Origin of the sequence: Cyclobacterium xiamenense, from assembly GCF_042140265.1 — a bacterium.
In the GTDB taxonomy this organism is placed as follows: Bacteria; Bacteroidota; Bacteroidia; order Cytophagales; family Cyclobacteriaceae; genus Cyclobacterium; species Cyclobacterium xiamenense_A.
On record NZ_CP159481.1, the window covers coordinates 1919250 to 1934115 of the forward strand.

The 14866-nt window shown below is 48.7% G+C and carries 13 protein-coding genes; 4 read left to right on the forward strand and 9 right to left on the reverse strand.

The window, feature by feature from the left end:
* Window positions 1–26: 26 nt before the first annotated feature.
* Together ABWH99_RS08175 and ABWH99_RS08180 are read right to left on the reverse strand one after the other, a co-directional pair.
* Window positions 27–1451: an arylsulfatase gene (locus ABWH99_RS08175; RefSeq protein ID WP_375585795.1), complete on the reverse strand. Its 1425-nt coding sequence runs from the start codon at window positions 1449–1451 to the stop codon at window positions 27–29.
* A gap of 396 nt (window positions 1452–1847) precedes the next feature.
* On the reverse strand, window positions 1848–2639 hold the full coding sequence (locus ABWH99_RS08180) for a helix-turn-helix domain-containing protein (RefSeq protein WP_375585796.1): 792 nt from the start codon (window positions 2637–2639) through the stop codon (window positions 1848–1850).
* A 380-nt stretch (window positions 2640–3019) separates the two neighbouring features.
* Between ABWH99_RS08180 and ABWH99_RS08185 the strand changes: the two genes are divergently transcribed.
* From ABWH99_RS08185 to ABWH99_RS08200, 4 genes are all read left to right on the forward strand, one after another.
* Complete coding sequence (locus ABWH99_RS08185; protein ID WP_375585797.1) at window positions 3020–4168, forward strand: DUF4856 domain-containing protein; 1149 nt, start codon at window positions 3020–3022, stop codon at window positions 4166–4168.
* A gap of 83 nt (window positions 4169–4251) precedes the next feature.
* Entirely contained in the window at window positions 4252–5355 is a 1104-nt protein-coding gene (locus tag ABWH99_RS08190; protein ID WP_375585798.1) for an imelysin family protein, read from the forward strand.
* A gap of 35 nt (window positions 5356–5390) precedes the next feature.
* Window positions 5391–6764: an HTTM domain-containing protein gene (locus ABWH99_RS08195; RefSeq protein WP_375585799.1), complete on the forward strand. Its 1374-nt coding sequence runs from the start codon at window positions 5391–5393 to the stop codon at window positions 6762–6764.
* Window positions 6727–9204, forward strand: a complete 2478-nt coding sequence (locus ABWH99_RS08200; protein WP_375585800.1) for a TonB-dependent receptor domain-containing protein — start codon at window positions 6727–6729, stop codon at window positions 9202–9204. Before ABWH99_RS08195 ends, ABWH99_RS08200 begins: the two co-directional genes overlap by 38 nt.
* A 243-nt stretch (window positions 9205–9447) precedes the next feature.
* On the opposite strand, the gene ABWH99_RS08205 is transcribed toward ABWH99_RS08200, so the two are convergent.
* The 7 genes from ABWH99_RS08205 to ABWH99_RS08235 all read right to left on the reverse strand — a co-directional run bounded on the left by ABWH99_RS08205 (window position 9448) and on the right by ABWH99_RS08235 (window position 14592).
* On the reverse strand, window positions 9448–9618 hold the full coding sequence (locus tag ABWH99_RS08205; protein ID WP_375585801.1) for a hypothetical protein: 171 nt from the start codon (window positions 9616–9618) through the stop codon (window positions 9448–9450).
* Between the two features lie 39 nt (window positions 9619–9657).
* Window positions 9658–9852, reverse strand: coding sequence for a hypothetical protein (locus ABWH99_RS08210; RefSeq protein WP_375585802.1), 195 nt, complete (start codon window positions 9850–9852; stop codon window positions 9658–9660).
* A 127-nt stretch (window positions 9853–9979) separates the two neighbouring features.
* Entirely contained in the window at window positions 9980–10501 is a 522-nt protein-coding gene (locus tag ABWH99_RS08215) for a hypothetical protein (protein WP_375585803.1), read from the reverse strand.
* A gap of 319 nt (window positions 10502–10820) precedes the next feature.
* The gene (locus ABWH99_RS08220) at window positions 10821–11273 is read right to left on the reverse strand and encodes a nuclear transport factor 2 family protein (protein WP_375585804.1); all 453 of its coding nucleotides are present in this window, start codon (window positions 11271–11273) and stop codon (window positions 10821–10823) included.
* Window positions 11274–12201: 928 nt separating this feature from the next.
* Window positions 12202–12813 carry a hypothetical protein gene (locus ABWH99_RS08225; protein WP_375585805.1) on the reverse strand — a complete coding sequence of 204 codons (612 nt, stop codon included), beginning with the start codon at window positions 12811–12813 and terminating at the stop codon, window positions 12202–12204.
* Window positions 12814–12822: 9 nt separating this feature from the next.
* Window positions 12823–13476: a hypothetical protein gene (locus tag ABWH99_RS08230; protein WP_375585806.1), complete on the reverse strand. Its 654-nt coding sequence runs from the start codon at window positions 13474–13476 to the stop codon at window positions 12823–12825.
* A gap of 90 nt (window positions 13477–13566) precedes the next feature.
* Window positions 13567–14592, reverse strand: coding sequence for a hypothetical protein (locus ABWH99_RS08235; RefSeq protein ID WP_375585807.1), 1026 nt, complete (start codon window positions 14590–14592; stop codon window positions 13567–13569).
* Window positions 14593–14866 lie beyond the last annotated feature (274 nt).

Consider the following 14866-nt stretch of genomic DNA (forward strand, 5'->3'; position numbering starts at 1 on the left):
CAGGAGAATAAAAGGGGCCTGCGGGCCTACCAGTCCTTTTTCCAGATGGGATCTCCCCGGTACCTTTCCCCTACCGGATACCGTGGCGAAGGAGTTACTTCCGATTCCATAAGCCCTGCGATTTTATCCACCACCTTCGGATGTTTCTCCGCCAAGTTGATTGACTCCCCGGGGTCGGCTGCCAAGTTGTAGAGTTCAATCGGTTGGTTTTTCCCCCTCCGAATGCCTTTCCAATCATCCAATCGGACGGCTTGGTCGTATCGCTCGCGGGCATGGCCGAAATCCCAATACAATACCCGTTCTCTCCGGGGAACCCGATTGCCCTTCAGTGCCTCGACCTGGGATATTCCGTCCAGATTCTGTGGTGGGGTTGTACCCGCCAGGGCCGCAAAGGTGGGAAGCAGGTCTTGAAATGCCAGAACCTCGGTTGATTCCATCCCGGCGGGAATTCTGTCGGGCCAGGAAGCGATAAAGGGGACTCTGACTCCTCCTTCGTACAGGTCACGCTTATAACCCCTCAGTATGCCATTGGTGGCAAACCCTTTCCAGGTAGCACTGTGTCCCCCGTTGTCGGAAGTGAAAATAACCAGGGTGTTTTCCCGGATTCCCAGCTCCTCTAGAAGGGCAATGATTTTACCAAGGTCGCTGTCCAGCCGGTGAACCATGGCAGCGTATTTTTTTGCCCGTTCCGGCCAGTCCTTTTCTGTGTAAGGGCCGGTACTGGGAACAGTCAATCCGTGCACGTCTTCTTCCTTTGCCGAGAAATGCGGTAAGGTATAGGCTGCGTATAAAAAGAAGGGTTTGTCCGCTGCCTGCCGAATAAAATTAAGGGCGGCATTGGTCAGGACATCATGGCTGTAGTGATTTCTAAGAATAGGGTTGTCCGGAAGCTGGATTTTACCCTCGTCGTGGTCCAGATAGGTTGGGTAATAATAGTGGGCATGGTCTTGATTCAGGTATCCGGTCCATGTATCAAATCCCATGGCCGTTGCCCGTCCCTCGGTGCGCGCATCGCCCAAAGACCACTTGCCCACACCCCCTGTCCGATAGCCGGCGTCTTTAAGTACCTGCGCCAGGGTGACATCCCCGGAACGCAGGTAGGTCGAATAATGCGGGACGTTGTCTCTGGCGACGGTATGGCCGTTATGCAAGCCTGTCATCAATACGCTTCTGGAGGAAGTACAGACCGGTCCTCCGGCATAAGCCTGGGTGAAACGAATCCCCTCTGCTGCAAGTGCGTTGATATGGGGTGTTTGAATGTGCTCCTGACCGTACGGGCCGGTATCCCCGTAGCCCAAATCATCGGCCATGATAAATACGATATTGGGTCGGGGCGCTTCTTCGGATTGGCGGGCCCGCGTGGGCAAAATGGTGGAAACCAACACCCCTGCCAAAATAGTAAGGAAGGGTAAAGGCAGACAGCGGAAGCATTTGGATGATGTGACAGGCATAGGGCTGTATTCGTTTAATTCAGATGGCTGCAGATGGGATGGTCCTTTTGTTGGTTCCGTGATTCCGATCGATTCGGTCAGCCAACCAGCCACACCCGATTAGCTGTCGGCATTCACAGCTGTCGATCAAAGTTCCCACCAGGAAGCCAGGGAAATCCCTCTAAAGAAGGAATAAAAATTGAATTTTCCCGCAATTCCAGGCTATTTTCCGGGATATTGCCGAAGCATGGGGCCGCACGATACATTGCGGCGGGCACCATTCCGCTCCCTCCGGTTCAAAAAAGAGAAAAGAAGCCGGTGCGATCGTGTTTTACTCTTCGTTCTGTTACATAAAACAGCTGGCAGCGGTGCACGCCGGCTGGATCAGACTTCCGGCGATGGTTGTCCTCGGTTTTCTCAAGGGGCAGCTGCGGAGGGGGAATGGGGGTAAATTTGCGAGCCTTTGACTGCCCAAACCAGCAGTGCAAGCTGACCCAACTCAAATAAAGTGAGTGGGATCAGTCCCAAAATCACACCGATACCCGAAAAAATCAAAACTCCGGCAACCAGTCCCAACGCGCCGACTACCTTCGACAGGTTTTCCCAGGGGGAAGTTTGTACCAAATATCCCGCTCCTAAGAAGGCGTACGCAAACCCAAATGTCATAATTTTTACCAGGTAATAGGATTCCATCCGCAGGTCTTGGGAAAAAATCGCGAAAAAATCCAGAGAATACCAGGTCAGGTTACTACCCAGCATAACCCATAAGGAAATGCGCAAAACGGCATTTGGAAACTGCTTTTCAAGGACTAGCCAGCCCAGGAGAAATCCCGTGTAGGTTAGCCAGGTGAAAAGTTTTACCAGTGCCAGGGGGTAGGAAATTGCCATTTCTCCCGTTTCCATCCACTCAAGTTCCATGCTTATTTCGAAATACACCAGGAAGAAATAGACAATGCCTGCAGCCAGAGAGAGGTAGAAATACAGGGGATGAAGAGGAGGAGGTGGCGGGGACGCAGCAATTGCTTCCCAGGGGTGCTCCAATGCCTCAAAAAGGGTTTTGACAGTATGGGGGCGGGGTTGTACTTCTCCTGCCTCAATGCGTTGCAAGGTGCGCACATTTAAGTTACAGCGTTGGACCAGTTCTTCCTGAGTCAGTCCTTTTGCTTTCCTCAGTTCGGCTATTTTGTTTCCGAGTGACGGTTGCTTCATGGTGATTTCTGCTTGTTTACCCCGGGCAATTTCCGAAAAAGTATCCGTTTCTGACCCGAAGCCTCCAAGGATTTTACCCGGCATTTACCCGACATGAGATACAAACCTAAAAAAACCAGGCAGAGATAGTCAGCCAGGGCTTGGCCTCGGGATGATGGGACACAGCGGAGGGGAGATCGGCCGTGTTTTGGCTACCGCTGACCACGCGCTGGGTTGCAAAAGGGGCATTGGCTGTCTTGCATCTCCCATAAGCTTACTTTTTTCTGATTTTTATTTAGAATTAGTTTAAATAAACAAAACTTTTATATCTTTGCCATCAGAAAACGCGGGGAAGCGTTTTCCGAAACGAAATCAATTCTTGGAAAAAAAAGTATTTCTTAATGAGACGATTGTTTGATAACCGCTATCTTGGGGTCAGCGCTGTTTTTGCACTAGGGCTTGCCTGTTTTTCTTGCGACAATGGGGAAGACCCCATTCGCCCGGACTTGCAGATTCCTACCGCTTACGATGGTTCTAATTTTTCCACTGCAGCCGCCACTCAGGCAGCGGTATTGACACAGCTTTCTGCGTTGACCACTGAAATGCAGCGAGGTCGTCAGGGGCAAACGGTTAACCTGCCGACCCTGGAAAGCCTTTACGCTGCGGGAAATCCAAGTGTAGAAGACGTTACGACCACCTATTATGACGGTAAAATCTCCGGTACCGGAGGTTGGCTGGATGAATTGGCCAAGGCCAGCGGTGGGTCCGTGTATGCCCCGGGAGAGCCCACGGGGCAGGGGGGTACCTTGGGAGGATACCTTTTTGACGAAAACGGACTGGAATTGGAGCAAATGATAGAGAAAGGTCTGTTTGGGGCAGCCCTGTATAACCATGCTACCGCGCTTTTCTCTTCCCAAATGACTACCGATGAGGTAGATCAGGCCCTGGCGATATTCGGTGCTACCCCCGCTTTTTCCAATTCGAGTTCTTCCAATGTTGCCTCGGACGTACGGGATCGTTTCATGGCCAACTATGCCGCCCGCCGGGATAAGAACGATGGCAATGGCTTGTATTCCCAAATAAAAGCGGCTTTCTTGAAACTTCAGGCCGCCACCAAGGCGGGAGAAGAATATCAGGCGGAAAAAGACGAGGCCATCGCAGAAGTGAAATTGCTTTGGGAAAAGGCCAATGCTGCCACAATCATCAACTACTGCCATTCTACGATCAGCCGATTGAGCGCTACCAATCCATCTTCCGATGATGTAGGTGCGGCCCTGCATGCGTACAGCGAAGCCGTGGGATTCTTGCATGGCTGGCGTACCATCCCTCAGGCAGACAAACGCATCAGCGATGCGCAAATTGACCAATTGCTGGTCCTGCTACATGCACCTCAGGACGGTGTTCCGACCTCTTACAAGTTTGCAACTGACCCCGTAAATGAATTGCCTAAACTCACACAAGTAATTGACCAGCTCAAGTCCTTGTATGAATTTAGTACCCAGGATATCGAGGATTTCAAGAAAAATTGGGTCAACGAACAAGGGCGCTAAGCTGTCCCGGGATACGACCCTCCAAACTTTTTGTCTGGCGGGTTGTTTTTCAGTTTTTACCTGGTTAAAAATCAAAAGAAATTATGAACCGACGATTGTACCCAACCGCTCTGCTGCTGGCACTATTGATAGGTGTTGCTGCCTGTGAGGAGGGTGAGACACCGATACAGAATAGTTTCGATCGAGGCGAGATGTTGGAAAACATGGCTCAGAACCTTATTATCCCTGCTTACACCGATTTGCAGACACGTGTCGGCGCTTTGGGGAGCAGCGCCGAGAGCTTTACTCAAAATCCAACTATGAACGCTTTGCAGGCCTTGCAAGCCGCCTGGCAGGCTGCGTATTCCTCCTGGCAATATGCCAATGCCTACAATTTTGGGCCGGCAGGGGAAGAGGGAGTTCGCAGGTCCCTACTTGAAGAAGTGGGAACCTTTCCTGTGTCCGGGGAGAAAATCGAAGCAGCCATCGCGGGATCTCCGAATTTTAACGATTTCAATCGCGATGCCCGGGGTTTTCTGGCGGTGGAATACCTGATTTTCGGAACGAACGAATCAGAGGCCGACCTGGTTGCAGCTTTTGCTTCCCAAAACAGGAAGGACTTCCTATTGGGAGCCGTAGCCGATATTGACCGACGGATTGCTGAGGTACTCTCAGCCTGGAATGGCGGCTATGCTTCCGAATTTACACAAAATCGCGGTACGGATGTGGGAAGCAGCACCTCCATGTTGTACAACGAGTTTGTAAAAAGCTTTGAAAGTGCAAAAAATTTCAAGCTGGGTTTGCCTTTGGGCAGAAGACCGGGCCAAACGCAAGCAGAACCACAGTTGGTAGAGGCCTGGTATTCCGGCACTTCCACCACCATGCTAAAAGAACACCTTCAAGCCATCGAGCGGATCTGGCAAGGTCGTGGAGGACAGGGGCAAAATGGTCCCGGATTCCGGGAGTACCTGGAATCGGTGGAAGGGGGGCCGGCACTTATTGAGGCCACCGAAGCACAGATGACAGCTGTAAGGGCTGCGCTGGAAGCCTTGCCGGATTCACCACCCCTGTCGGAGCAGATTCAGCTTTCTCCGGAATCCGCCGATCGGCTCCACACGGAACTCCAAAAGCAGACCCGCTTTTACAAAAGCGACATGTCCTCCTTGCTCGGTATTTCGATCACGTTCAGCAGTGGGGACGGAGACTAAGCGAAAAAAATCGAACTATCAATTGATTGTGTCTTTTGCTGACAAGAACTTTCCTTACTGATTTATTGGCTTCCATGCGTATGGAAGTCCTCTCGACTACACTGAGGGAGCGCGTTCGGGCGACTCCCTTTTCTGTCTTTCGGGGGTTTTTTGGCCTCCTGATGGCCTTTGGTACCGCACGGTTCATGTGGCTGGGCTGGATCGAAGACCATTATTCCGACCCGATCGTTCATTTTCATTACTGGGGGTTTGGATGGGTGACGCCTTTTTTGGTGGAGATCCTTTACACCATCCATTGGCTGATGCTACTGGCAGCCTTTGGCGTGATGCTGGGTACAGGCTGGCTGTACCGCCTGTCGGCGCTGACGTTGTTCCTGACTTTCACCTATACCGAACTCATCGACCTGACGTACTACCTCAACCATTACTATTACGTTAGTATTGTTTGCGCCTTGCTCTGTATCGTGCCCTCGCCACCGCCGCTATGGGACCGGAATGCGTTCATTCCCCGCTGGGTCCTGTTCATTTTCAAGTTCCAGATCGCCATTGTGTACCTCTATGCGGGGCTTGCCAAGATCAACTACGATTGGTTGGTTCTGGCATTACCGTTAAAAATCTGGCTCCCCGCGCACGACACGGTACCGGTACTGGGCCCCTTTTTCGCCTGGTCGGTAACGCCCTATATTTTTTCCTGGTTTGGGATGTTGTACGACTGCTTCATCGTTTTTTTCCTGCTTTATGCACCTACCCGTTTTTGGGCCTACCTCACGGTCGTTGCCTTTCATTCCCTTACCGGTCTGCTATTTCAAATTGGAATTTTCCCACTGGTGATGATGGGTGGAACCCTTATTTTCTTTGATTTTGAAAAGCGTCCGCGTGTCGCCCTGGCTCCCCAAAACCCGATTCGGTTGAGGGAGCGGCTACTTGCTGCGGTGTTGCTGGTTCATTTCGCCTTTCAATTGCTGTTTCCCTGGCGGTACTTGCTGTACGAGGGGAACGTATTCTGGACCGAACAAGGATACCGGTTTGCCTGGCGTGTCATGCTTATGGAGAAGGCGGGTACCGCCACATTTTATGTAAAAGATGGGAAAACAGGCCGGGAGGGTGTTGTCGATAACCGGGAGTTTTTGAACGCCCATCAGGAAAAACAAATGGCCATGCAGCCCGATATGATTCTTCAATTTGCTCATTTTCTCGGGGCCCACTACGCCGAAGAAGGACTGCAGAATCCCCAGGTACGAGCTGAGGTTTATGTCACCCTCAATGCGCGTCCCAGCCAATTACTCATAGACCCCACCGTTGACCTGATGAAGGAAACCGATTCCTTCCAAGCCAAAACGTGGATCCTCCCTTTTGAAAAAAATGTGAAAAATGCCTCATTGCAAGAAAACATACAAAATAAAAGATAAGGAAACAGCAGCAAGCGGGCGGCGGTTACCCCTGTTGTTGCTGTTTGCAGGACTGGTCCTTTCTTTTCAGGGTCGGGCTCAATCGTTTGCCGTTTCCGGAACCGTGTACATGGAGGGGGAAGCCTGCGCAGGTATCCCCAAGGTAGTGGTACGAGGAAGCAGTCTGGGAGTTGCCGTCGATGCGTCGGGCAGCTTTCGTCTGGAAGGGGTGCCGGCCGGAGAACAGACGCTGGTGGCATTTTGCCTCGGCAAAAAGATGGCCGCACAAACGCTCCTTGTCGAGGGGGACAAGAGTGGGTTGGAGTTTGTGCTGGCCGATATTGAAAACGAGCTCGAAGACGTACAGGTGGATGGTAGCAGGTCAGAGAGTTTTGCAGCCGCCCGTTTGGCCTCCGTGGAGAATTTTGGCGTGTACGACGGCCGCAAGAGTGAAGTCATCGTACTTAAAGAAATGGTTGCCAACACCGCCACAAATAACGCAAGGCAGGTGTATTCACGTATTACCGGGCTCAATATCTGGGAGAGCGACCAAACAGGACTGCAACTGGGGATCGGTGGCAGGGGGCTCAGTCCCAACCGGACTTCCAATTTTAACGTACGGCAGAATGGCTACGATATATCTGCAGATGCGCTGGGCTATCCGGAGTCTTACTACACGCCTCCTGTGGAGGCTCTGGAGCGAATCGAAATTGTGCGGGGTGCCGCTTCCCTGCAGTACGGCACGCAGTTTGGCGGCATGCTTAACTTCCGCTTTCGCAGAGGAACCGAAGCCGCCAAAATACGCCTAAAAAGCCGGCAATCCGCAGGTTCCTGGGGGTACTTCGGGTCCTTCAATAGCCTGGAGGGTACCGTAGGAAACCTTCGCTACTACACTTTTTACCAACACAAAAGGGGGGATGGGTACCGTCCCAACTCCGGGTTTTCAGCGCATACCTTCTATACCTCCCTGGACTATTCCTTTAGCGAAAAACTATCCGCCAGTCTCGAGCTTACCAAAATGACCTACCTCACCCAGCAAGCGGGAGGCCTGACCGACCGGCAGTTTGAGGAAAATCCGCGCCGCTCCTTTCGTGACCGAAATTGGTTTAACGTGGATTGGAATCTTGCCGCCCTGGCATTTACCTATCAGTTTTCCGATCGCACGAAACTCAATACCCGCAACTTCGCCTTGCTGGCGTCCCGGCAATCCATCGGTAACCTGGAGCGCATTAACGTGGCCGACTTTGGAGAGGAGCGGACATTGATTTCCGGAGACTTCCGGAATTTCGGTAACGAAACCCGGCTGCTTCATTGGTACCGTCTGGGCAAGGAGACCCAGACCTTTCTGGTAGGTACGCGTGTATACCATGGCACCACCACGGCCAAACAAGGTTGGGGAAGCCGGGGGGCTGATGCGGATTTCCGGTACCTGAATCCGGATGATCTGGAGGATTCGGATTACGCGTTTCCCAACCGTAACTACGCTCTGTTTGCCGAAAACATCATCAATTTCAGCCCTAAATTCAGCCTGACTCCTGGGGTTCGGCTGGAAAATATCCAAACCTACGCAGATGGCTATTACAAACAATACGTGTTTGATGGGGCCGGCAATGTCCTGGTAGAAAACCGTTTTGACGAAGAATTGGAGCGCCGGCGCAGTTTTCTGCTCTTCGGGCTGGGCTCGAGTTTTCGGCACAGCGAATCGTTGGAGCTCTATGCAAATATTTCACAGAATTACCGGGCCATTAATTTCACCGATTTGCGCATCAATAATCCGAATTTGCGGGTGGATCCTGCAATTACGGACGAGCAAGGGTATACGGCGGATGTAGGAGTAAAAGGCAGTAAAAGCGATCGGTATACCTACGAAGTGACCTTGTTTTACCTGCGGTATTTTGGGAAAATCGGACAGGTACTTCGCACCGATTCGGTGTTGTTTAACGACTACCGCTACCGTACCAATATCGCCGATGCCCGGAACATGGGACTGGAGGCATTCGGTGAAGTATCCCTTCTCGATTTCCTGGGGAAGGACAGCGAGCGGATAAAATGGACGCTTTTTGGCAACTTTTCCCTGATAGATGCCCGGTACATTCGTACCCAGGATGCGGCCATTCGCAACAAAAAGGTGGAGATGGTTCCTCCGGTAACGGTAAAACTGGGAAGTACCGCACGATACAAGGGACTTTCGGTTTCGGCCCAATATTCCTACGTCGATGCTCATTTTTCCGATGCCTCGAATGCGGTCCGGACGGCCACAGCGGTGGAGGGTCTGATTCCTTCCTACGCCGTGGCGGATATTTCTGCCATTTACCGATGGAAGTCCCTGGCACTTGAGGTCAGTGTGAACAACCTCTTTGACGAGCAGTACTTCACCCGCCGGGCAGACGCCTATCCGGGACCGGGCATCATTCCGGCGGACGGTCGCGGTTTTTATGCCACCCTGGAAATGAATTTTTGACGGGAAGACGTCTGCTTATTTTATACACAAGGAGTATCGGACCTGATACATTCGACAAGTCCGGTAATAAAGGCCGCATAAATCCGGAAAGAAAGGTTCCACGCAGCTACTAAGAGGTATACGGGCAGGGTTAGAAGAAGTCCTGCCTAAGGGTACCCCGATTTTTAATCCACAAATAGCCTATTTTTCTAATCTTAGCAGTTGCAAATTCGGCTTGTTGCAACATCGAATTCAATGACTGGGCTACCTTCTGAGTGGGCTGGCGTCAAAATAGTTTTCCTGTTCGATGATTTGACCTGCCTCGTCGATCAGAAAACGGTCGGCTACCCGTAGTTTGATATCCGAAAACTTTAAATGAATAGCTGTCCTACTAATGACGGAGGTCTGTTCTTCGTTAAAAAAATGATCCAGCACAAGGATGGAGATCCCCTCCAAAAGTGGCTCCAGGGGCTGCTACCAGTGTTCGTACAGGTTGATAATTCCTACGATCGGTTCATGAACGCCTCCCGGAGCGATCGGCGCACGAAAGATAACCTCGTCACTAAAGGGGATCAGCGAAAAAGATTTTTTCCGCAAGCCTTCAAAATACGCTTCGGTAGCATTTTTTAGTACTTTTTTTCGGTATGCGTCGTGTATCATCTTGTTCATGGCAGGATTTCGATTGAGAGTAGTGTCGGTCGATTAGTTTGGGCAAGAATCGGCTCGCTATGTACCGATTCCCGGCGATTGCGGCGGATTCCCCGTTCATGAGGTTTCAGTAACCCTATGTATGGGTCTATTCCCAATCTAGGGTACCTGCTAGCGATAAGGTAAAAGTTCGGGGTGTTTTCCACCATTGCTTCTGGCTAACTAGGTTATTTCCTGCAGGTGTAGAGAATCCCTGCCTGAGGTGAAGGTGAAAATACCTGGTCCAGCAAATCGGGTGTATGGCGTTTGTCCGTTTGTCCCGCACATTGATTTTTCGTGTAGATCCTGCTCTGATTGCGGGTGGGGTAGCCTCGGCAGCGGTGCTGGGGACCTTGGTGCCGTTTTTTAACAAGGGTGTGATTTCCGTGCATTCCGTTGAAGTAGCATCGGTTGCTATCCGATGGGTCCGCGAAACTCCGGCTTGCTTCAGCGGTTTCGTTCTCGGTTGGTCAGGAAGTTCCTGATAGCAACCTGCTTTCCTGAGCGGTCCCCCTTTTGTTTGCAGGGTACTCTTTTTCAGGTTATGGTTTTCAATTTCATGGGTAATTCGTCCAAACCTGTAGGAAATACTGGAAAGCGTAAAGGTGGTAGAAATACAATATTTTTTCATTGGTAACGGGTTTATTAGTGATCAGTCGGGGTAATTGGGCGTAGGGAAGGGGAAGCGTTCTTTTCAAGCCTTCCTTTTCCTTTCAGATTGCATTTGTTTGGGTAGTAAGTTTCCGTTATTCGTAGCTGCTCATTTCCGGTCTCGCAGCGTATACACTAGCCAGTGACAAGTTCGATGGTTTTCACCTGCGTGCAGTAATGGGGACTGTATTGAAGAGTATCAGCAGTTCGGGCGTAAATGAGGGGTTGATCCATTTATTTGGTGGTACCATTTCCATCTTGGTGGCGATGGTCGCTTTTGCTTCTACCCTCTGCGGAAGTCAGCAAAGTTGTTCGACAAAATGCTCGTGGTCCCAGAATACTTTTATTTCTTCGATCTCGGATTGTTCATTAAAACGGAAAATGAAAATATGCTCCGAAACAAAGAATTTTCCCTGGCTGGGAAGGCCGGCAAAGTCCTTCTCTTGTGTCCCGAAAATCTCTACAGTGCAAGCCACTTCGTTTTCGGCCTGGTTGTATTGCAGGTCGATAACCGTATTTTCCAAATCTTGAAACGAATCCATGAGCGCAGACCAAATACCTATTCCGACCTCTTTAATTTTTCCGCTAAAGCCGCTACCCAATGGGATAAACGATACTTTTCCCTCAGGCCTGCACAGGCGGAGCATCCGGTCGGGATCCAAATCTTGAAACGCAGAAAAAAAATCCATGCAAATGGCTTTTTTAACCGTAATTTCCTGATTTGTTTTGCTGGTTTTTGTTGTGTTTTTCATTCTTTTTTTGTTGGTGAACTATAGGTAGGTAAAATAAGCAGTAATAAATCTTTTGGGAGGGTCTATGGACGCTGTTCTCCGGTGGCTTGTGCTCAGCTTTTCGTGGACAAACAGTCGGGCACTTGCCAATAGGTACACCACGAATGCCAATCAGAGAGAGTAGCTATTTTACGGGTTTTGGTCCTTCTCAGCATTGATTCTTATTAAAAGATTTGAAAGGCTGTAATGGTCTCCGTCGTGCAGGGCTGAATGTAAATGGAATGCTTGCCGGTAGAGATTCAAAACAAACTTAGGGAATGATTGGGGGAGAAAGTAGGTCAAATGTTCCAAGTATTAATACAAACGTTTCATCGTCAAAAAAACAGCATAAAACCAGGGACTTTCAGTCCGGATATTGCAGGTGCCAATGGGCGAGCGAAAAGGCAAACAGGCTCCGCATTTGTCCAACTCCGACTTTGCCTGATACGCGGGAAGCTCTGTAGTAAAAGGCTCACAGGGTTGTTTTTTTGTCAGTTTACAAAAGGTGGGCTAGAAAAAATCATGCACCGAATGGATACCCGACGCGTATTTTGGGATATACGCTTATCGAATTGCTGCAAACTCCCATTCCTAATCGGCACCGAAAAAAAGTACAAAACTCTACCGCGGCGCATGGGTCCAGGAATTGCTTGCCTCGGGTTTGCATTTTCTTGATCGGGAGGTAACTAAATCTCGATTCACGCCAATAGGCGTAGGGTAGACGGGTCGCATCAGACAATACCCTCGCTAACCTGCTATAATTTTCGGAGATTTGAAACAGATAAAATGAAAAACGGTACGATCCGAAATGACTAAAGAAGTCATTGTCTCGCCGTCATTGGTAGTGTTCTTTCGGTTGACCCTGTAAAAAAGGACCGTTTTCAGGATATAGTATAAAAATATAATCTGATTATTTTAGATGCCACAATGCGATGGCTGCGGCTTCAGGTGCTGTAAACCACAAGTCGTAATCTTCATAGCAATTATAATCAGGATCTTCTGGGCCATAATACTGACCGGTTTTTGAGTTTGCTTTAACTATAAAATTCTTAGGACGAGTCAATTTAGGGCCGGCAGGGAGACCTCCGGTTAGGTTGATGCTAATAGTGGAAGAATGATTCAGAAATTCGGTAAAGTTTTGAAATGACCCGGGTGGTTGGTCACTTAGGCGCTGGGGCCACGGCGAAGTATCAATGTGTATATCAACGCCACAGCTCTCTTTAAGGTATTCAACCCCAGCTTCGCATCTGCGGTGAATGTATAACAGACTCCGTCGTGTGATAACAAACGGGCGTAGCTGCCAAATGTCAACATACTTGCTTAACTGCCGCAGTGCCTCAAGTTCATCGGCAGTTGCAAGCCGAATAGGAGACCAGGGCGTCTTCAGTTCTCCGGTGAAAATTACGTGTGAAGCCAGGGTCGTATTACACCAGTCAGCGTTCCCGTTTAAATAGTCCTGCCAACTAGATGTTGCTTCATATACATGCCGATTAATTTGATCGAGTCCTATGTAGGGTTTCATATTTTCTATTTATCTACCGTCTATGACATCTCTGGAAGGATCGCTATCTGTACCAATCCCCGGATCACCGGGAGGATCCGCAGATGGATCATTCGCTGGACCCTCTGGCATGGGATCGTATGTTGATTCGTCTGTGGCGTATTCATCAAATGTCCTGGGTTTTGGAGGTAGTGTGTAACCTTCATCGTATCCAGGTAGGGACACAACGGCATATACTGCCTGAAGGTCTCTTACATTATCCAGATTCGTTAGTTGTGGGTTATCGATTGTAAAAAGGGTGGGCGCAACGATATCAATTTGAAATATATCTTTGAGAAACTCCACACCTGGCTTACAATCGTTAGAAGTCATCATCTGAACTATGCTATTGTTGTCTATTTGTGATATTTTTCTCATATTATCAGACATGTTTTTCACCCTGTCTAAAGAGAAAATAATATACTCCAAAGCTGCAATTTCGTCATCAGTAATCTTTCTCGAAGGAGAATTAAGGCCCAATAGATAGAAAAACTTGCCAACCAAAGCCGCTTTCGTATCATTGGCATGTCCCGTCGGATCATCTAAATATTTATTCCAATCTTGAAAAGCTTCTATCCAACCGTTTCGCACCTTTTCTAATCCAAGAAAAGGTTTCTTTGGAACATTGGGTATTTTCATTGCCATACTTCAATTTTTTATGTGATAGGATGAGTCATTGAAAGAATCCCTTGATTATGGTAATAAAACTGAATTGGATTCGTGGTTTTCACGCTGTTAAAGGGGAGCGCTATGTGTAGTTTGAACCAGTTTATCCAATTCCAGGGGAACCGAGTGCCTGTGGTGTGCTATCCAAGTTGCGGCATGGGGATTAGTAGGTACATTGGCTGTGCCAGTTGCTTCAAACATAGCAGCATGGACTTCAACAATGATTTCGATTTTCACTGGTTCTGAGATTAATCCATTATCACCTGCCTGCCAATAAGCCTGGTCAAGGAATGGCATAGAGTGTATCGCTTGTGGAGGTGGATTATAGAGTTTTAAAGGAGTGAATAAATCTATTATGCCGCTCGCAAAGTTAAGTTTTGAGGGGGGAAGCAGGTCGGCGGGACGTTCATATTTAGCACCATTTGCCATCGTCACCATTTTATAAGTATGGGAGACCGTGGATCGATCAGCATCTTCCTGAATAATAAAATCATTCAGCGTCTCGCTAAAAGAATTAGTGTTGGAGGTTCCTGAATTCACACCAACATTTCCGGTGGGGGTACCTCCGAAAAAACCAACACTCGCATTTACGCCGGATGAAACAGTTATCGAACTAGTAATAGAACCAGAAGAATTTACCGTTCCGGGACTGGATTGAATTCTCGAAAGCGGAAGATAAACCTGTCCATGCTGATCCGTCAGCCTCATTGTCACTTTTACAAGGTCCTTGAACCATGCTTTTTTGTGATCGGTATCGGAGACCATCTTCCCCATCTTTCCGTCAGGCAGGGGTATGCCTACAAGGGTTCCCTGAAGACTGGCATGGACAGTAATCGGTTCGGTATCACCTGCTTTCCCGGTAGTAATGGAAAGAACTCCTGATAACCGTGATCTTGGAGATTCCGAGTGATTATTAGCTCGTAAATCTTCCTGCCAGGTAATTGTTTTATTTGGCATGGGATTAGAATAATATTTTATTTTAAGTAAATATATAAAAATTAAATATAAATAAAAAATAAAAACATAAAATAATATGTAAAAAAGGTAAATAATCGCAAAACTATTGCATCTAAGGTGTCGGTAGTGAGTTTTCATGTCGAATCATCGCATCAATTTGTATTCATTTTTTTTGCACTTTCATAGCCACTAGTAAATAATGATTCCTTAGTTTACAAAAGGAAGGATGAATGGTCAAACTATGCAAAGTATCACCTTGCAACAGGTAGAACTGAATCCTGAAGTCGATGAATTGATTTTCTCCCGGCCAAAATAAGTGTAAAACCGGTAGCGCAATACCTTTCCTGATTCAGACATAATTCGAAGGTAACATGCCTGCATTTAGATGCGTCCTGATTTAGGAAAAGCTCGT

Excerpts from the sequence above, each read along its gene's own strand:
- ABWH99_RS08175 (WP_375585795.1), bottom strand. The coding sequence starts at position 1,451 with ATGCCTGTCACATCATCCAAATGCTTCCGCTGTCTGCCTTTACCCTTC.
- ABWH99_RS08180 (WP_375585796.1), bottom strand. The coding sequence starts at position 2,639 with ATGAAGCAACCGTCACTCGGAAACAAAATAGCCGAACTGAGGAAAGCA.
- ABWH99_RS08185 (WP_375585797.1), top strand. The coding sequence starts at position 3,020 with ATGAGACGATTGTTTGATAACCGCTATCTTGGGGTCAGCGCTGTTTTT.
- ABWH99_RS08190 (WP_375585798.1), top strand. The coding sequence starts at position 4,252 with ATGAACCGACGATTGTACCCAACCGCTCTGCTGCTGGCACTATTGATA.
- ABWH99_RS08200 (WP_375585800.1), top strand. The coding sequence starts at position 6,727 with ATGCCTCATTGCAAGAAAACATACAAAATAAAAGATAAGGAAACAGCA.
- ABWH99_RS08210 (WP_375585802.1), bottom strand. The coding sequence starts at position 9,852 with ATGAACAAGATGATACACGACGCATACCGAAAAAAAGTACTAAAAAAT.
- ABWH99_RS08215 (WP_375585803.1), bottom strand. The coding sequence starts at position 10,501 with ATGAAAAAATATTGTATTTCTACCACCTTTACGCTTTCCAGTATTTCC.
- ABWH99_RS08220 (WP_375585804.1), bottom strand. The coding sequence starts at position 11,273 with ATGAAAAACACAACAAAAACCAGCAAAACAAATCAGGAAATTACGGTT.
- ABWH99_RS08225 (WP_375585805.1), bottom strand. The coding sequence starts at position 12,813 with ATGAAACCCTACATAGGACTCGATCAAATTAATCGGCATGTATATGAA.
- ABWH99_RS08230 (WP_375585806.1), bottom strand. The coding sequence starts at position 13,476 with ATGGCAATGAAAATACCCAATGTTCCAAAGAAACCTTTTCTTGGATTA.
- ABWH99_RS08235 (WP_375585807.1), bottom strand. The coding sequence starts at position 14,592 with ATGAAAACTCACTACCGACACCTTAGATGCAATAGTTTTGCGATTATT.